Here is a 17,226-nt window from a genome sequence, read left to right on the forward strand (position 1 = left end):
TGCCGACCACCAGATGGGCGCCCGCGCCAATCATTCGCCACATGTGATAGCCGCTGCCACAGCCGACATCCAGCACCGTGCGGCCCGCCAGCGGCGAGATGTGCGGTAACACACGATCCCACTTCCAGTCAGATCGCCACTCCGTGTTGATGTGGGTGCCATAGAGGAAATAGGGTCCTTTCCGCCACGGCATCAGATTGCGCAGTAATTTCTCAATGCCCTGACGATGGCGATCGCTGATGTCATCGCGATCGGCGGTCACACTGTGCAGCAGGTCGAGCTTTTGCGGCTCCAGCAGGGGCAGATACTCCAGCGACTTATACCAGTCACGGAAGTGCCCATGCAGGTTTTCACGCTGCCACTCGCTGATTTGCGCCGGTAATACTTCCAGCCACTTTGCCAGCGGACCCACCGCAATTTGCTGATAAAAACGGCCAAAGTCGATCATTTTAACGCCACCAGAGAGCCAAAATTAAAGCACTGGAACCAGAGTTCGGCGTGCGAGAAACCGGCCTGTTTCAGGCGGGCTTTATGCGCTTCAACGCTGTCAGTCAGCATCACATTTTCCAGCATGCTGCGTTTCTGGCTGATTTCCAGTTCGCTGTAGCCGTTGGCGCGCTTGAAGTCGTGATGCATATTGAACAGCAGTTCACCGATCTCAGCATCTTCAAAACTGAACTTCTCCGACAACACCAGCGCACCGCCCGGTTTCAGTCCCAGCCAGATTTTTTGCAGCAGCGCCAGACGCGCAGGCGGTTCCAGAAACTGCAGGGTGAAATTGAGTACTACCAGCGAGGCGTTCTCAATCTCAATGTCACGGATATCCGCTTCCAGCACCGTGACCGGCGTATCCGCCCGAAAGGTATCCAGATGACGACGGCAGCGCTCCACCATCGCCGGAGAGTTATCCACCGCGATGATCTGACAGCCGGGCACATGAATATTGCGGCGCACCGAAAGAGTGGCGGCACCCAGCGAGCAGCCCAGGTCATAAACCTTGCTGTCGGGCGTAACAAAACGTTCTGCCAGCATGCCAATCATCGAAATGATGTTGGAATAGCCCGGCACCGAGCGCTGAATCATGTCAGGAAAGACTTCAGCTACGCGCTCGTCAAAAGTCCAGTCGCCCAGTTTTGCAATGGGCGCTGAGAAGAGTTGATCGCGGTCAGACATATCGAAAATCCGAAGAGACGACGGAAAGGGCGCTATTCTCGCAGAAAGTGGGGCGGCCTGCACCCCTTAACCCAGGGCGGCTTAATGAAGCGTCAGCACCAGTTCCCACGGCAGATAGATGAGGTTAAAAATCACCATGCCGCACAGTGAAAACAGCGTCAGCAGCATGCCATATTTTCGGCCTGCCATGGCGCTGTTGCGTAACCCCCACGCATGCAGCAATCGGCTGATGAAAAACAGCAGGCCGGTGAGATGCACCATCCAGATATCGGCGCCGTTCATCTCCATCATCACCAGCAGCAATAGCGCCAGCGGAATGGTTTCGATGGCATTGCCGTGAATGCGAATCGCCATTTTCAGGTCGTGATAGCCGCCATCGCCATAGGCCACGCGATAGAAACGGCGGAAACGCACCACGTCCATCGTAAATTTCATCACCAGCAATGCGCCCAGTACCACGTATAACGCGCTAACCATTGCCACCCCTGCGACTGTCCATAATGCTTCTATTCTAACGGGCGCACAGCCCGCTGTCCTGGGCAGGAATCAAAACAGTGACGTCTGCTGCGGCCAGTCCGGTCCACTGCCAATAGCCGGATCGATCTGCTGCAGCTGCGGCCAGAGCGCCTGCACCAGCGGAAAGACCTGGCCCATATTGGGCGTGTGCAGAAACAGCATGGCGTCGCCCTGTTGCTGCCACGCCGTCAGCTTGTCTCGCCAGATCTGAAATAGCGGTACGCTCTCTTCCACACTGTCGCTGCCGATAAACCGCACCATCGGCTGCGAGCCGGTTCGTAAGGCATGAGGCGGTACTTTGGGCTTCTGCGACCGCGCGACCAGCGCAGCCGGACTTTGCGAGGTGGAGGCGTGAACCGGACGGCTGTCGAGCATCACGCGATTGATGCCGCGCTCAATCAATCCACGATTCAGCGCCCGTTCGGCGTCACCTTTGGCAAAGAAAGCTGGATGGCGGACTTCGACGCCGTAGTGAAAACGGCGCGGCAGGCTATCAAGAAAACGCCAGAGATCGTCGATCTGTGCCGGAGAGAAGGTGGCGGGCAACTGCAGCCAGTACTGACCGATGCGATCGGCCAGCGGCTCCATCAGGCGCAGAAAATCGGTCAGCAGGTCGTCGCTGTGCTGCAGCGCCGCCTGATGGCTGATGGTATTGGGGAATTTAAAGCAGAAGCGAAACGCATCGTGCGTCATATCGCGCCAGCGCATTACCGTTTCCGCATTCGGCAGCGCATAAAGCGTGGTATTTCCCTCTACACAGTGGAAGTAGCGGGCATAGTCCGCCAGGCTCTCAATACCCCAGCGTTTCCAGTGTGAATGCTGCCACTGGGGCAGGCCAATACGAAGTGTCACGCGTGCTCCTGGCTGCAGGTTAAGATACCCCATTATCGGCTATGGTGAGGCAGGGGGGCAAATGCACACAGGAAATCGGCGCTTTGGCGCGGATCTGCTTATCCTGCCTGGCTTTTTCCATTATAATGGCCGCCATTTTTGCGACAGCATCGCAACAGGTAACGCGGCCGGATGCTGTCAGCTGCAGCGGCGAAGTTAAAAGGATAGTGTTATGCGTACAGAATATTGCGGACAGCTCAATCTGTCTCATGTAGGTCAGCAAGTCACGCTTTGCGGCTGGGTAAACCGCCGTCGCGATCTGGGCAGTTTGATTTTTATCGATATGCGCGACCGTGAAGGCATCGTGCAGGTGTTCTTTGATCCCGATCGCCAGGACGTCTTTAAGCTGGCTTCTGAACTGCGTAACGAATTCTGCATCCGGATCACCGGCACCGTGCGTGCGCGTGACGAGAAGAACAAAAATAGCGACATGGCGACCGGTGAAGTCGAAGTGTTTGCCCATGAGCTGACCATCATCAACCGCTCTGAGCCACTGCCGCTGGACTCGAATCAGACCAACAGCGAAGAAGCGCGCCTGAAATACCGCTATCTGGACCTGCGTCGCCCTGAGATGGTGACGCGTCTGAAAACCCGCGCAAAAATCACCAGCTTTGTGCGTCGCTTTATGGATGACGAAGGGTTCCTGGATATCGAAACCCCGATGCTGACCAAAGCGACGCCAGAAGGTGCACGTGACTATCTGGTGCCAAGCCGGGTTCACAAAGGCAAATTCTATGCGCTGCCGCAGTCACCTCAGCTGTTCAAACAGCTGCTGATGATGTCCGGTTTTGACCGCTACTATCAGATCGTTAAATGCTTCCGCGATGAAGATTTACGTGCCGATCGTCAGCCAGAATTTACCCAGATCGACGTAGAAACCTCCTTTATGACCGCGCCACAGGTGCGTGAAATCATGGAGCGTTTAATCCGCAATCTGTGGCAGGACGTGAAGGGCGTTGATCTCGGCGAGTTCCCGCAGATGACCTTTGCGGAAGCGATGCATCGTTACGGTTCTGATAAGCCGGATCTGCGTAACCCGATGGAGCTGGTGGACGTTGGCGACCTGCTGAAAAATGTGGAGTTCCAGGTCTTCTCTGGCCCGGCCAATGATGAAAAAGGCCGTGTAGCCGCGCTGCGCGTGCCGACCGGTGCGCAGCTTAGCCGCAAACAGATTGATGAATATGGCAAGTTCGTAGAAATTTACGGCGCGAAAGGCCTGGCGTGGATGAAGGTTAATGTCCGTGCCGACGGTCTGGAAGGCGTGCAGAGCCCGGTTGCGAAGTTCCTGAATGCAGAGATCGTTGAAGGCATTCTGAGCCGCACCGGCGCGCAGGATGGCGACATCATCTTCTTTGGTGCCGATCGCGCCAAAGTAGTCGCAGATGCACTGGGTGCGCTGCGCCTGAAAGTGGGTCGCGAGCTGAACATCACGGATGAAAAAGCCTGGGCACCGCTGTGGGTGATCGACTTCCCGATGTTCGAAGAGGACGAGGAGGGCGGTCTGGCTGCGATGCACCATCCGTTCACGGCGCCAAAAGAGATGAGCGCAGAAGAGCTGGCCGCCGATCCGACGCGTGCTGTGGCGAATGCCTACGACATGGTGATCAACGGTTATGAAGTGGGCGGCGGTTCAGTGCGTATCCACAACGGCAAAATGCAGCAGACGGTGTTCAGCATTCTGGGTATCGAAGAGCATGAGCAGCGTGAGAAGTTTGGCTTCCTGCTGGATGCGCTGAAGTTCGGTACACCACCGCATGCTGGCCTGGCCTTTGGTCTGGATCGCCTGACGATGCTGCTGACCGGCACTGATAACATTCGTGACGTTATCGCGTTCCCGAAAACCACGGCGGCCGCCTGCCTGATGACCGAAGCCCCAAGCGAAGCTAACCCGGCTTCTCTGCTGGAGCTGGGCATTCAGGTCGTTAAAAAAGAAAAGCCTGAGAATAAATAATGGGCTATAAACACCCGGTTTCAGTGCTGGTCGTCATTTCGGCGCGCGATACTGGCCGGGTGTTGATGCTGCAGCGGCGCGATGATCCCTCGTTCTGGCAGTCGGTTACCGGCAGCCTGGAAGCGGGGGAGTCACCGCTGGCGACCGCGTGTCGTGAAGTGAATGAGGAGATCGGCATCGACGTTCTGGCCGAGCGGCTGGAGGTGGAGGATTGTCAGCGTCAAATCGACTTTGAAATCTTTCCCCATTTTCGCCATCGCTACGCACCCGATGTCACCCATAATCACGAGCACTGGTTTCGCCTGCAACTGCCGGAAGAGCGCGATGTGACGCTGACCGAGCATCTGGCGTTTCGCTGGCTGGCACCCGCTGACGCTGCAGCATTAACCCGATCATGGAGTAACCGCCAGGCAATTGAAGAATTTATCTGAATGCTCGCCATCGCCCGGTAATCCGGCGGCGAATAGATTAAATTTTATGAATCTGGTGAGTTTTAACAGGACTTCACCAACATATTGAACAGTCAGGCGTCATCCTCGCCGCGAGGTTGTCTACCGCCAGCGCGAAGTCGCACACGTACGGTACGTGACGATGATGCGCGAAGCTCGCCCGTTAAGGGCAGACGGGTTTTAAAAAATCTGTCAGAGCACGGACGGTAAACAGGCTCGCAGCCAGGATAGCCTGCACCCTGTAAAAGATCGGAGAAAATTTAAAATGGCAGGACACAGTAAGTGGGCAAACACCAAACACCGTAAGGCGGCGCAGGATGCTAAGCGCGGCAAAATCTTCACCAAAATCATTCGTGAACTAGTGACAGCGGCCAAGCTGGGCGGTGGCGATCCGGGCTCAAACCCGCGTCTGCGTGCAGCGATGGATAAAGCCCTGGCGAACAACATGACCCGTGACACCATGGATCGCGCTATCGCGCGCGGTGTGGGCGGCGATGACAACGCCAATATGGAAACCATCATTTATGAAGGTTACGGTCCTGGCGGCTCGGCCATCATGATTGAATGCCTCAGTGACAACCGTAACCGTACCGTGGGTGAAGTGCGTCACGCCTTCACCAAAACCGGCGGCAATCTGGGCACTGACGGCTCCGTAGCCTACCTGTTCAATAAGAAAGGCGTGATCTCTTATGCGCCAGGTCAGGATGAAGATGCGGTCATGGAAGCGGCCCTGGAAGCGGGCGGCGAAGACGTTGTCACCTATGACGACGGCGCAATTGATGTCTTCACCGCATGGGAAGAGATGGGCACGGTGCGTGATGCACTGGAAGCACTCGGCCTGAAAGCGGATACCGCAGAAGTGGCAATGATCCCGACTACCAAAGCCGAAATGGATGCGGAAACCGCACCAAAACTGCTGCGTCTGATCGACATGCTGGAAGATTGCGACGATGTGCAGGAGGTTTATCACAACGGTGAGATCTCCGACGAGGTGGCGGAAACGCTGTAATGGCGTCTGTCGCCCTGTTAACCGGAGACGCGTAATGTCGATTATCCTGGGTATTGATCCCGGCTCACGCATCACTGGTTATGGTGTTATTCGTCAGACTGGCCGCCAGCTCACCTATCTGGGCAGCGGCTGTATCCGCACCAATACCACCGAGTTGCCCGCCCGCCTGAAGCTGATTTATGCGGGCGTCTGCGAAATCATCACGCAGTTTTCACCCGATTTCTTCGCTATTGAACAGGTGTTTATGGCGAAGAATGCAGACTCCGCGCTGAAGCTCGGCCAGGCGCGCGGTGCCGCGATTGTGGCCGCGGTAAACCACGATCTGCCGGTCTTTGAATATGCCGCCCGTCAGGTGAAACAGACGGTAGTTGGCATTGGCAGCGCCGAAAAAAGTCAGGTGCAGCACATGGTGCGAACCCTGCTGAAGCTGCCAGCAAACCCGCAGGCAGATGCCGCCGATGCGCTGGCGATTGCTATTACGCACTGTCATGTGGCGCAGAATGCGGCGCGCATGAGTGACAGCAAGCTGGTGCTAACGCGCGGACGGTTGCGCTCAGGTTAGCCGTCATCGCTCAGGTCTCACTCTCAGGCTGGATATTCATCCAGCCTTTTTTATGTTATAAAATCCGCCACATTCGTTAGTTAAGGAAGCGTTCAGGTGATAGGTCGTTTACGGGGCAATATTCTGGAAAAGCAGCCGCCACTGGTGCTGCTGGAGGCACACGGCGTCGGCTATGAAATTTATATGCCCATGACCTGTTTTTATGAGTTGCCTGAACTTCAGCACGAAGCGGTGATTTTTACCCACTTCGTGGTGCGTGAAGATGCGCAGCTGCTATTTGGTTTTAACAGTAAGCAGGAACGCGCGCTGTTTCGCGAACTGATTAAAGTCAATGGCGTCGGACCCAAGCTGGCGCTGGCGATCCTCTCCGGCATGTCGGCGCAGCAGTTTGTGACCGCTGTTGAGAAAGAAGAGATCGCGTCACTGGTGAAACTGCCAGGCGTGGGCAAAAAGACGGCTGAGCGTCTGGTGGTCGAGATGAAGGACCGCTTCAAAGGGATGCACGGCGACCTGTTTGGCGGCGATTCAGCCTTTACGCTGACCACGCCGAGCGCCGAGCCGGAAACCAATGATGCGGAATCCGAAGCGGTTGCAGCGCTGGTATCACTGGGTTATAAACCGCAGGAAGCGAGCCGTATGATCAGTAAAGTCGGTCGACCGGATGCGGATTGCGAAACCCTAATCCGCGAAGCGCTACGCGCCGCCATTTGAGGTAATTCATGATAGAAGCAGACCGCCTGATCTCCGCTGCCAGTATCAGCGAAGAAGAGGTTATTGACCGCGCTATTCGCCCGAAGATGCTGACCGAGTATGTCGGTCAACCGCAGGTGCGCGAGCAGATGGAGATTTTCATCAAGGCAGCGCAACTGCGCGGCGATGCGCTCGATCATCTGCTGATCTTCGGTCCGCCGGGACTGGGTAAAACCACCCTGGCGAACATCGTGGCCAACGAGATGGGCGTTAATCTTCGCACTACCTCAGGTCCGGTGCTGGAGAAGGCGGGTGACCTGGCGGCGATGCTGACCAACCTTGAACCGCATGACGTCCTGTTTATCGACGAAATCCATCGCCTCTCACCGGTGGTGGAAGAGATACTCTACCCGGCAATGGAAGATTATCAGCTGGATATCATGATTGGCGAAGGCCCGGCTGCGCGTTCGATCAAGCTTGATCTGCCGCCGTTTACCCTGATTGGTGCTACCACGCGTGCTGGCTCGCTGACCTCGCCGCTGCGCGACCGTTTTGGCATTGTGCAGCGTCTGGAGTTCTATCAGGTTAAAGATCTGCAGCACATCGTAGGTCGCAGTGCTGCCTGTCTGGGCCTGGCGCTCAGTGACGAAGGGGCATTAGAGATCGCCCGTCGTGCACGCGGCACACCGCGTATCGCCAACCGCCTGCTGCGTCGCGTTCGTGACTTCGCAGAAGTGCGGGCAAACGGTGATTTGAGCGGTGAAGTCTCCTGCAGCGCGCTGGATATGCTTAATGTCGACAGCGAAGGGTTCGATTATATGGACCGTAAACTGCTGCTGGCGATAATCGACAAATTTATGGGTGGGCCGGTGGGACTGGATAATCTGGCTGCTGCCATTGGTGAAGAGCGGGAAACCATCGAAGATGTGATTGAACCCTTCCTGATTCAGCAGGGCTTCATTCAGCGCACACCGCGTGGCCGGATGGCCACGCAGCACGCTTATCGTCACTTCGGCATTACGCGCGAAGAGTAATTATATGGCCGGTTTGCGCACCATGCTGAAGATAAACAGGATGGCGGCACAGAGCACCACTGACGGCCCGGCTGGCGTATCGTAGAACGCGGAGAAGGTCAGACCGCCGGTGACGGCGATCACCCCGATGACTACCGCGACGGCCGCCATGCCTTCCGGTGAGCGCACGAAACGGCGTGCGGTCGCCGCAGGGATAATCAGCAGTGAGGTGATGATCAGCGCACCGACAAACTTCATCGCTACGCCAATCGTCAGCGCCGTGACCAGCATCAGAATCAACCGGGTACGCTGGATGTTGACGCCATCGACCTGCGCCAGTTCCGGGCTGATGGTCATCGACAGCAGCGACCGCCACTGCCACGCCATCACCAGCAGCACAATTGCCACACCGCCACCCATCATCCAGAGATCATCCGGCGTTACTGCCAGCAGGTCGCCAAACAGATATGCCATCAGATCGACGCGCACGTTCTTCATCAGGCTGACGACCACCAGGCCCAGCGACAGCGCGCTGTGCGCCATAATGCCCAGCAGGGTGTCGATAGCCAGATGCGGACGTCGCTCCAGCCAGACCAGTCCCAGCGCGAGGCAGACCGTCACCAGAATTACAGCGTAGTAAGGATTAACGTTAAACAGCAGGCCAAATGCTACGCCGAGGAGGGAAGCATGCGCCAGGGTATCGCCGAAATAGGACATCTTGCGCCAGACCACAAACGAACCCAGCGGACCGGCAGCCAGCGCTAACATCACGCCGCCTATCCAGCCTGGTAATAACAACTCAATCATGATGAACCCTGTCCTTTGCGTAAAACGATACGTCCCTGAAGGTCGTGACGGTGATTATGATGATGACGGTAGATCGCCAGCTCTTCTGCGCCGCGCGGGCCGAACATGGCGATAAATTCCGGATGCTGCGAGACCGCTTCCGGGGTGCCGGAGCAGCAGATATGGTGGTTGAGGCACAACACTTCGTCAGTTTTGGCCATCACCAGATGCAGATCGTGGGAGACCATCAGCACGCCGCAGTTCAGTTCCACGCGTAGCTGGTTGATAAGGTCATACAGCGCAACCTGACCGTTCACATCCACACCCTGTGTCGGTTCATCCAGCACCAGTAACTGGGGATGATTCAGCAGGGCGCGTGCCAGCAGCACACGCTGGGTTTCACCACCGGAGAGCTTTTGCAGCGGAGAATGGAGCAGATGACCCGCCTGCACACGTTTCAATGCTGGCAGGATCTCGGCGTTTTTGCTGCCACGCGTTAGCCGCATAAAGCGTTCAACCGTCACCGGCAGGGTGGGGTCGATGTGCAGCTTCTGTGGCACATAGCCAATACGCAGACCGGGATCACGCTGAACGGAACCGGTAGTGGGCGCGAGCAGGCCGAGCACCACACGCACCAGCGTTGATTTTCCGGCACCGTTGGGACCCAGCAGGGTGAGGATGCGGCCAGGCTGCAAAGCGAGGCTGACGCCAGATAACACATTGCGCTGGTTAAATTTTATCGAAACGTTATCGAGTGTGACAAGTGAGGTCATAGTATTTACAGGTTGCACAGAATTTCGAATGTTATAATATCACATTCCACCTCACGGTCACGATGGAATGACGCAATATGTTACATAATAAAAAGGGCGCAATTTTCGCCTTAACTGCTTTGTCTGTTTCAGCTTTGTTAACCCTTCCTGCCCAGGCGAATGTCGTGGCTTCACTCAAACCCGTAGGTTTTATTGCTGCGGCCATTGCTGATGGCGTTACGCCGGTTGAGGTGCTGCTGCCGGACGGTGCGTCTGAACACGATTACTCCCTGCGCCCCTCTGATGCAAAACGCTTAAAAAACGCGGACTTAGTCGTCTGGGTCGGGCCTGAAATGGAAGCCTTTATGGCGAAATCAGCGGCTGAACTTCCGGCCCAAAAAAACCTCGCGATGGTGAACATCGACGGCGTAAAACCGTTATTGATTAGCGGTGGTGAAGATGAAGATGAACACGCAGCGGAAAAATCCGAAGATCAGGATGCTGAGGCTCATCACCATCATCACGGCGAGTTTAATATGCACCTGTGGTTGTCGCCAGAGATTGCGCGCAAAACCGCGGTTGCAATCCATGGAAAATTATTGGAACTTATGCCGCAGGATAAGGCCAAACTTGACGCCAACCTCCAGCAGTTTGAGGTAGCTTTGGCGGACACGGACAAACGCGTTAGCGCACAACTTGCTCCGGTAAGAAATAAAGGATATTTCGTTTTTCACGACGCTTACACGTACTTTGAAAAGCACTACGGTCTTTCGCCCACCGGGCACTTTACCGTCAATCCTGAAATTCAGCCGGGCGCTCAGCGTTTACACCAGATACGAACACAGTTGGTTGAGCAAAAGGCGGTCTGCGTCTTTGCTGAGCCACAATTCAGACCAGCAGTCATCGATGCTGTCTCCCGCGGAACGCAGGTGCGTAAAGGCACGCTCGATCCCCTGGGCACAGACATCAGCTTAGCCAAAGACAGCTATGTGAAATTCCTCTCACAACTGTCGAGCCAGTATGAAAGCTGCCTGAATGGAGCATGAGGAATAGGTAAAAGTGCAGCAGATAGCCCGCTCTGTCGCCCTCGCATTTAATAATTTGCCGCGCCCCCACCGCGTAATGCTGGGTTCTTTAACAGTAGTCACTCTGGCCGTCGCTGTCTGGCGGCCTTACGTTTATCATCCCACGGATGATGTGACGCCCATCGTTAAAAATATTGAGCTGGATAAGAACACGTTCCGCACGCTGTTGCCGGAAGCCAGTGAGCCGATCGATCAGAGCACACCGGAACCGGACGAAGAGCTGCCAGCAGACGATGTCGACACCGACGCGCCGGATACGGCAGGGGTTCACGACTATACCGTTTCATCCGGCGATACCCTGAGCAGTGCCCTGAATCAGTATGGTATCGACATCAGCGACATTAATGCGCTGGTGGTGAGCGACCGCGATCTGCGTAATCTGCAGGTGGGTCAGCAGCTGAGCTGGACGCTGGATGATGATGGCGGCCTGAAAACCCTGAGCTGGGAAATTTCCCGCCGCGAAACCCGCACTTATGAGCGCACCCCAACCGGTGGCTTTAAGATGGATGCGGAGATGCAGAAGGGCGAATGGCGCAACAGCGTGATGCAGGGCGAAGTGCGTGGCAGTTTTGCCGCCAGCGCCATGCGTGCGGGGTTGAGTGGAGCAGAAGCCAGCGCCGTGATCAAAGCGATGCAGTGGCAGATGGACTTCCGTAAGCTGCGTGCAGGTGACCAGTTCAGTGTTCTGATGTCACGCGAAATGCTGGAGGGTAAGAGTGCGCAGAGTCAGTTACTGGGTGTGCGACTGCGCAGCGGCGGCAAAGACTATTACGCTTTCCGCGCCGAAGATGGCAAGTTCTACGATCGCAGCGGCTCTGGTCTGGCTCGCGGCTTTATGCGCTTCCCGACGGTTAAGCAGTATCGTGTCTCCTCGAACTTTAATCCGCGTCGTCTTAATCCGGTGACCGGCCGCATTGCGCCGCACAAAGGCGTCGACTTTGCGCTGCCGATTGGCACACCCGTGCTGGCAGTGGGTGACGGTGAGATCGTCGTGGCGAAGAATGGCGGTGCTGCGGGTAACTACGTCGCTATCCGTCATGGCCGTCAGTATATGACGCGCTATATGCACATGAAGAAAGTACTGGTGAAGCCAGGTCAGAAAGTGAAACGTGGCGACCGTATTGGACTGTCTGGTAACACCGGACGCTCTACCGGCCCGCATCTGCATTTCGAAATCTGGATCAATAATCAGGCGGTCAATCCATTAACGGCGAAGCTGCCGCGCATGGAAGGCCTGACCGGCAAAGATCGTAGCGATTATATGGCACAGGTTAAATCCTGGCTGCCTCAGCTGGGTCTGAAGTAAGCGAATTTCGTTAAATCGCGCAAAAACCGACGGTTTCCCCGTCGGTTTTTTGCTATCTGGCGCAGGATGATTGCAAATTTTGAGGTCGTCACTATCATTAGCCGGTCATTGCTTGAGGCGAGTGCATGGAAACCCGTAAAAAAAATAACACTGAATTTATTCCCGTTTTTGAACGTTCTTTTCTCAAACCTAAGTACTGGGGCAGCTGGCTGGCAATTGGTGCGCTGGCAGGTCTGGCTTATTTACCACCAAAAGTACGCGATCCGCTGCTGGGCCGCTTAGGCCGTTTTGCTGGTAAGCTGGCAAAGGGTGCACGTCGCCGTGCGCTGATTAATCTCTATTACTGTCTGCCTGAACTCAGCGAAGAACAGCGTGCAACGCTGGTCGATGAGATGTTTGCGACCGCACCGCAGGCAATGGCAATGATGACCGAACTGGTTCTGCGCGATCCGGCGAGTATCCGTGAGCGTGTTGAGTGGCATGGTCGTGACATTATCGATCAGATGATGGCTGACCAGCAGAATGTGATTTTCCTGGTGCCACACGGCTGGGCGGTGGATATCCCCGCGATGTTGCTGGCGTCAGAAGGGCAGAAGATGGCGGCGATGTTCCATAATCAGAGCGACCCGCTGATGGACTATGCCTGGAATACGGCACGTCGTCGTTATGGCGGCCGGTTGCATGCCCGCAATGACGGGATTAAGCCGTTTATCAGTTCGATTCGGCAGGGTTACTGGGGCTATTATCTGCCCGACCAGGATCATGGTCCTGAGCACAGCGAGTTTGTCGATTTCTTTGCTACTTATAAGGCGACACTGCCAGCGGTAGGCCGCCTGATGAAGGTGTGTCGTGCCCGCGTGGTGCCGCTGTTCCCGGTTTATAACAGCGACACGCACAAGCTTGAGATTTATGTGCGTCCGCCGATGGATGACTTGCTTGAAGCGGATGATCAACAGCTGGCTCGCCGGATGAATGAAGAGGTGGAAGTGTTTGTTCGCCCGCATCCCGAGCAGTACACGTGGATCCTTAAACTGCTGAAGACCCGCAAAGAGGGTGATATTGAACCCTATTCGCGCAAAGATCTTTATCCGCGCAAATAGCAAAAAGGCCGCGAAAGCGGCCTTTTCTTATCACTTAATCGCTGGCTTCAGGCGTATGCTCCCATCGCATTGAGCTTCTAAGCTGCCTGCTCAGGGCAAACCTGTGGCTGCGCTGCCTATTTATAACGCTTCCAGCGTGCTGCGACGTTTACGCTCGCGCATAAACAGAATAACCAGACCAAACCACAGCACGCCGCTGATAAAGTTAATCAGACAGAACCAAAGCGTGCCGCCGCTGAAGTAACCGCTCTTCGCCAGTTCAATTCCCACCGCAAGCGTCAGGATACTGATCATCCCCAGCATCGCCGCCACGCTGCCTTTGCCTTCATTGCTGGCGTAAAGCGTCAGACGATAGAGTCCGGCATTCACCATGCCAGCACCAAAGGCGTAAAGGCTCAGGCCCGCAGTAATCAGCAGATAACCGTGACTGTTGAGCAGGCTTGCCACCAGTGCCAGGCTCAGGCCAATCAGAATCGGCCAGGCGGCGAACTTTACCGGCTGTTCAATGGGCACGCGTCCGGCCAGCTTACTCAGCGTCAGGTTACCAGCGATCATCGCCAGAAATACCGGCAGCTGCAGCAGCGCGTACTGCATACGTGACAGACCTTCGTCATGCATCAGGATCACCGGCGAAAGGGCAACCCAGGTGAGGATCGGGATAAACACCAGCCCGATTGCAAAGGAGCCAAACATCACCAGCCGATCTTTCATCAGACGGCCATAGTTGCGCGCCAGATTAGGCAGGGCGATGGAGTGACTGCGGTCGCCTGCGGTTTCGGGCATTACGCGCCACAGCACCACAAAAGCGACAAGGCTGCAGGCGGCAAACAGCCAGAACATGCTGCGCCAACTGCCCACGGTGAGCCAGGCTGCACCGGCCAATGGGCCTGCCAGCGGAGCCAGTAACGCCACGTTGGCCATCAGCGCCATCATGCGCACCGCCAGCGCCTCATCAAAGGCCTCCTGAATCGCGGCATAGCCGACCGCGCCGATAAAGCAGAGGCTGATGCCCTGAATAAAGCGCAGGCTGACAAATTCTTCAATCGAGCTGACCCAGTGCGTCAGCATGCAGGCGACGGCAAAGAACAGGATGCCGAACAGCATCACCGGTCGCCGGCCAAACTTATCGGAGAGCGGACCCAGCAGCCATTGCAGCACCACGCCACCAATCAGGTAAGCGGTCAGCGAAGTAGAGACCCACTCAGGGCCGACGGAGAACTCACTGGTGACGATCAGCATACCAGGCTGGATCATGTCGTGAGCAATATAGGTCGCAAACTCGAACAGCACTAACGCCAGAGGAAAGAGTAAAATTCGGCCGGTAAGCTGGCTGATGGGCTGGAAACGGGGCATCTTGCCTCCTTGTCAGAAAAGAAAACGCGACTGCCAGGCAGTCGCGTCGTTGATTCTACACCGACAATGTAAACACGGGCTCAATTAATCCACGCGCAGCACACGGGTGGTGTTGGTGGTGCCGGTGGCGCCCATTACATCACCCTGCGTCACGATGACCAGATCGCCGGAGACCAGGAAGCCTTTATCACGCAGCAGGTTAACCGCGTCGTGTGCAGCTGCCACACCGTCGTTGTTGCTGTCGAAGAACACCGGCGTCACACCGCGATAGAGCGCAGTGAGGTTCAGGGTACGTTCATGACGCGACATCGCAAAGATCGGCAGGCCTGAGGTGATACGTGAGGTCATCAGCGGGGTACGGCCAGACTCGGTCATGGTGATGATCGCAGTAACGCCCTGCAGGTGGTTCGCGGCGTACATGGAAGACATGGCGATCGCTTCTTCGACGTTGTCGAACTGTACATCCAGACGGTGCTTGGAAACGTTGACGCTTGGGATCTTCTCCGCGCCCAGGCAAACCTTCGCCATTGCCGAGACAGTTTCAGCCGGATACTGGCCCGCTGCGGTTTCCGCCGAGAGCATCACGGCATCGGTACCATCCAGCACGGCGTTCGCCACGTCCATAACTTCTGCGCGGGTCGGCATCGGATTAGTGATCATCGACTCCATCATCTGGGTCGCGGTAATGATAGTGCGGTTCAGCTGGCGGGCACGGCGAATTAACGCTTTCTGAATGCCGACCAGTTCCGGATCGCCAATCTCAACGCCCAGGTCGCCACGCGCAACCATCACTACATCAGAGGCCAGAATGATGTCATCCATCGCTTCCTGGCTGGCTACGGCTTCAGCACGTTCCACTTTAGCAACCAGTTTGGCGTCGCAACCCGCTTCACGTGCCAGGCGACGAGCCAGGTTCATATCTTCGCCACAGCGTGGGAAGGAGACGGCCAGATAATCGACGCGGATTTTGGCGGCGGTGATGATGTCCGCTTTATCTTTTTCGGTCAGTGCTTCAGCCGACAGGCCGCCGCCCAGCTTGTTTATCCCTTTGTTGTTCGACAGCGGGCCACCGACAGTAACTTCGGTGAACACTTTCATGTCCTGAACTTCCAGCACTTTCAGCTGCACTCGGCCATCATCCAGCAGCAGGATATCGCCTGGCACCACATCTGCAGGCAGGCCTTTGTAGTCGATACCGACGCGCTCTTTATCGCCTTCGCCTTTACCCAGATTGGCATCCAGCAGGAAGCGGTCGCCGATATTCAGGAAAACTTTGCCTTCTTTGAAGGTCGATACACGAATTTTTGGACCCTGGAGGTCACCGAGGATAGCCACGTGGCGACCCAGTTTTGCGGCAATCTCGCGCACTTTATCGGCACGAAGCTGGTGATCTTCTGGCGTGCCGTGAGAGAAGTTGAGTCGAACAACGTTCGCGCCGGCAGCGATGATTTTTTCTAAGTTATTATCACGATCGGTGGCCGGGCCGAGGGTTGTAACGATTTTGGTTCTTCTGAGACGTCTTGACATCGAGGACTCCGTATACATTTAAGCGTGTCATGGGCTGTGGACACGGCATGGTTATCTATTCTATATGATCGATGGGTTGTGATACGACTCACATTGTAAATGTGATGTTAATTTTTTTGCTGATCATCCTCATCCCGAATGGTGTTCTTTTCGTAACGCGACGCTTTCAACGCCTCTTTCACGCGTTTCAGGTTCTCCCGGAAGGGCGCACCCCGTTCCAGGGTAAAACCCGTCGCCAGCACATCGATCACGGTCAACTGCGCCAGGCGCGATACCATCGGCAAATAGATATCCGTATCTTCCGGTACATCAAGCACTAAAGCTATCGCTGCTTCATGGGCAAGGGGAGAATCGGCAGAGGTGATGGCTATAACGGTGGAACCGTTTACACGGGCCAGGCGAGCCAGTTCTACCATATTTTTTGTGCGTCCAGTATGCGAAATGAGAACAAAAACGTCACCGGCTCGACTATTTATGCAACTCATGCGCTGGATCACAATATCGTCTGACCAGATGACCGGCAGATTAAAGCGAAGAAATTTGGTGAAAGCGTCATGCGCCACTACAGCGGACGCACCCAGCCCGAAAAAGGCGAGTTTATCGGCCTGCGCAAGCAAGGTCACCGCCTGTTGCAGCTGCGCGCTGTTCAGCTGATCCCGGACCCGTTGCAACCCGGCCAGCGCAGAGTCGAAGATCTTGTGGCTGTAGTTCTCTACCGTGTCGTCGTCTTCAACCCCCCGGCTGACCCAATTGCTGCCTTTCACCAGGCTCTGCGCCAGCTGCAGTTTAAAGTCGGGGAAGCCGTGTGCGCCCAGTCGGTGGCAGAAGCGATTCACAGTGGGTTCACTGACTCCGGCACTGCCAGCCAGTGTCGCGATGCTGGAGTGCATCGCCGCCTGCGGTTCCGCCAGAATCTGCCGGGCGACTTTCTGTTCCGCTTTGCTCAGCGCAGCAAACTGCGCCTCAATTTTTTCCAGCATATTCATAAGCTGATGACCATAATCACTTTTATCAATTTCAATTATCACTGTCGCAGGAGCCGAATAACAGAGACTATATCGCG

General features: G+C 55.8%; 18 protein-coding genes. 9 read left to right on the forward strand and 9 right to left on the reverse strand.

The features are described 5' to 3' along the window. The 4 genes from AC2LB6_RS21250 to AC2LB6_RS21265 form a co-directional block, all read right to left on the reverse strand. A partial coding sequence (locus AC2LB6_RS21250) for a DUF1698 domain-containing protein (protein WP_490095022.1) occupies positions 1-448 on the reverse strand: 448 nt, incomplete at its 3' end. Next, positions 445-1,173, reverse strand: a complete 729-nt coding sequence (gene cmoA / locus AC2LB6_RS21255; RefSeq protein WP_490095023.1) for a carboxy-S-adenosyl-L-methionine synthase CmoA — start codon at positions 1,171-1,173, stop codon at positions 445-447. The genes AC2LB6_RS21250 and cmoA, both read right to left, overlap by 4 nt. 81 nt (positions 1,174-1,254) lie before the next feature. Next, positions 1,255-1,650, reverse strand: coding sequence for an MAPEG family protein (locus tag AC2LB6_RS21260; RefSeq protein WP_490095024.1), 396 nt, complete (start codon positions 1,648-1,650; stop codon positions 1,255-1,257). A gap of 69 nt (positions 1,651-1,719) precedes the next feature. After that, the gene (locus AC2LB6_RS21265) at positions 1,720-2,541 is read right to left on the reverse strand and encodes a DUF72 domain-containing protein (protein ID WP_490095025.1); all 822 of its coding nucleotides are present in this window, start codon (positions 2,539-2,541) and stop codon (positions 1,720-1,722) included. Positions 2,542-2,752: 211 nt separating this feature from the next. Between AC2LB6_RS21265 and aspS the strand changes: the two genes are divergently transcribed. The 6 genes from aspS to ruvB all read left to right on the forward strand — a co-directional run bounded on the left by aspS (position 2,753) and on the right by ruvB (position 8,275). After that, positions 2,753-4,531, forward strand: a complete 1,779-nt coding sequence (gene aspS / locus AC2LB6_RS21270; RefSeq protein ID WP_490095026.1) for an aspartate--tRNA ligase — start codon at positions 2,753-2,755, stop codon at positions 4,529-4,531. Next, positions 4,531-4,962 carry a dihydroneopterin triphosphate diphosphatase gene (nudB, locus tag AC2LB6_RS21275; protein WP_490095027.1) on the forward strand — a complete coding sequence of 144 codons (432 nt, stop codon included), beginning with the start codon at positions 4,531-4,533 and terminating at the stop codon, positions 4,960-4,962. Before aspS ends, nudB begins: the two co-directional genes overlap by 1 nt. 283 nt (positions 4,963-5,245) lie before the next feature. Next, complete coding sequence (locus AC2LB6_RS21280; RefSeq protein ID WP_090960203.1) at positions 5,246-5,989, forward strand: YebC/PmpR family DNA-binding transcriptional regulator; 744 nt, start codon at positions 5,246-5,248, stop codon at positions 5,987-5,989. Positions 5,990-6,023: 34 nt separating this feature from the next. Beyond that, complete coding sequence (ruvC, locus tag AC2LB6_RS21285) at positions 6,024-6,551, forward strand: crossover junction endodeoxyribonuclease RuvC (protein WP_003849205.1); 528 nt, start codon at positions 6,024-6,026, stop codon at positions 6,549-6,551. 96 nt (positions 6,552-6,647) lie between these two features. Beyond that, positions 6,648-7,262, forward strand: a complete 615-nt coding sequence (gene ruvA, locus AC2LB6_RS21290; RefSeq protein WP_003849207.1) for a Holliday junction branch migration protein RuvA — start codon at positions 6,648-6,650, stop codon at positions 7,260-7,262. Between the two features lie 8 nt (positions 7,263-7,270). Beyond that, on the forward strand, positions 7,271-8,275 hold the full coding sequence (gene ruvB, locus AC2LB6_RS21295) for a Holliday junction branch migration DNA helicase RuvB (protein ID WP_010258640.1): 1,005 nt from the start codon (positions 7,271-7,273) through the stop codon (positions 8,273-8,275). On the opposite strand, the gene znuB is transcribed toward ruvB, so the two are convergent. After that, a complete protein-coding gene (gene znuB / locus AC2LB6_RS21300; RefSeq protein WP_490095028.1) occupies positions 8,276-9,061 on the reverse strand; it encodes a zinc ABC transporter permease subunit ZnuB in 786 nt (261 codons plus the stop codon). After that, positions 9,058-9,813 carry a zinc ABC transporter ATP-binding protein ZnuC gene (gene znuC / locus AC2LB6_RS21305; RefSeq protein WP_490095029.1) on the reverse strand — a complete coding sequence of 252 codons (756 nt, stop codon included), beginning with the start codon at positions 9,811-9,813 and terminating at the stop codon, positions 9,058-9,060. The genes znuB and znuC overlap by 4 nt, the downstream gene beginning before the upstream one ends. A gap of 77 nt (positions 9,814-9,890) precedes the next feature. Between znuC and znuA the strand changes: the two genes are divergently transcribed. From znuA to lpxM, 3 genes are all read left to right on the forward strand, one after another. After that, positions 9,891-10,838, forward strand: a complete 948-nt coding sequence (znuA, locus tag AC2LB6_RS21310; RefSeq protein ID WP_490095030.1) for a zinc ABC transporter substrate-binding protein ZnuA — start codon at positions 9,891-9,893, stop codon at positions 10,836-10,838. Positions 10,839-10,851: 13 nt separating this feature from the next. Beyond that, positions 10,852-12,183, forward strand: a complete 1,332-nt coding sequence (gene mepM / locus AC2LB6_RS21315) for a murein DD-endopeptidase MepM (RefSeq protein WP_490095031.1) — start codon at positions 10,852-10,854, stop codon at positions 12,181-12,183. A 125-nt stretch (positions 12,184-12,308) separates the two neighbouring features. Then, positions 12,309-13,283, forward strand: coding sequence for a lauroyl-Kdo(2)-lipid IV(A) myristoyltransferase (gene lpxM, locus AC2LB6_RS21320; RefSeq protein ID WP_490095032.1), 975 nt, complete (start codon positions 12,309-12,311; stop codon positions 13,281-13,283). 120 nt (positions 13,284-13,403) lie between these two features. On the opposite strand, the gene AC2LB6_RS21325 is transcribed toward lpxM, so the two are convergent. The 3 genes from AC2LB6_RS21325 to AC2LB6_RS21335 form a co-directional block, all read right to left on the reverse strand. Then, the gene (locus AC2LB6_RS21325; RefSeq protein WP_490095033.1) at positions 13,404-14,636 is read right to left on the reverse strand and encodes an MFS transporter; all 1,233 of its coding nucleotides are present in this window, start codon (positions 14,634-14,636) and stop codon (positions 13,404-13,406) included. Between the two features lie 84 nt (positions 14,637-14,720). Continuing rightward, a complete protein-coding gene (gene pyk / locus AC2LB6_RS21330; protein ID WP_010258665.1) occupies positions 14,721-16,163 on the reverse strand; it encodes a pyruvate kinase in 1,443 nt (480 codons plus the stop codon). A gap of 107 nt (positions 16,164-16,270) precedes the next feature. After that, positions 16,271-17,149 (reverse strand): MurR/RpiR family transcriptional regulator, encoded by an 879-nt coding sequence (locus AC2LB6_RS21335; RefSeq protein ID WP_490095034.1) that lies wholly within the window; start codon positions 17,147-17,149, stop codon positions 16,271-16,273. Positions 17,150-17,226 lie beyond the last annotated feature (77 nt).

The organism is Pantoea sp. RCC30.1 (genome assembly GCF_058148845.1).

Bases quoted from the DNA above. Each gene is read 5' to 3' on its own strand.
- cmoA (WP_490095023.1), bottom strand. From the start codon at position 1,173: ATGTCTGACCGCGATCAACTCTTCTCAGCGCCCATTGCAAAACTGGGC.
- AC2LB6_RS21260 (WP_490095024.1), bottom strand. From the start codon at position 1,650: ATGGTTAGCGCGTTATACGTGGTACTGGGCGCATTGCTGGTGATGAAA.
- aspS (WP_490095026.1), top strand. From the start codon at position 2,753: ATGCGTACAGAATATTGCGGACAGCTCAATCTGTCTCATGTAGGTCAG.
- nudB (WP_490095027.1), top strand. From the start codon at position 4,531: ATGGGCTATAAACACCCGGTTTCAGTGCTGGTCGTCATTTCGGCGCGC.
- AC2LB6_RS21280 (WP_090960203.1), top strand. From the start codon at position 5,246: ATGGCAGGACACAGTAAGTGGGCAAACACCAAACACCGTAAGGCGGCG.
- ruvC (WP_003849205.1), top strand. From the start codon at position 6,024: ATGTCGATTATCCTGGGTATTGATCCCGGCTCACGCATCACTGGTTAT.
- ruvB (WP_010258640.1), top strand. From the start codon at position 7,271: ATGATAGAAGCAGACCGCCTGATCTCCGCTGCCAGTATCAGCGAAGAA.
- znuB (WP_490095028.1), bottom strand. From the start codon at position 9,061: ATGATTGAGTTGTTATTACCAGGCTGGATAGGCGGCGTGATGTTAGCG.
- znuC (WP_490095029.1), bottom strand. From the start codon at position 9,813: ATGACCTCACTTGTCACACTCGATAACGTTTCGATAAAATTTAACCAG.
- znuA (WP_490095030.1), top strand. From the start codon at position 9,891: ATGTTACATAATAAAAAGGGCGCAATTTTCGCCTTAACTGCTTTGTCT.
- lpxM (WP_490095032.1), top strand. From the start codon at position 12,309: ATGGAAACCCGTAAAAAAAATAACACTGAATTTATTCCCGTTTTTGAA.
- AC2LB6_RS21325 (WP_490095033.1), bottom strand. From the start codon at position 14,636: ATGCCCCGTTTCCAGCCCATCAGCCAGCTTACCGGCCGAATTTTACTC.
- pyk (WP_010258665.1), bottom strand. From the start codon at position 16,163: ATGTCAAGACGTCTCAGAAGAACCAAAATCGTTACAACCCTCGGCCCG.
- AC2LB6_RS21335 (WP_490095034.1), bottom strand. From the start codon at position 17,149: ATGAATATGCTGGAAAAAATTGAGGCGCAGTTTGCTGCGCTGAGCAAA.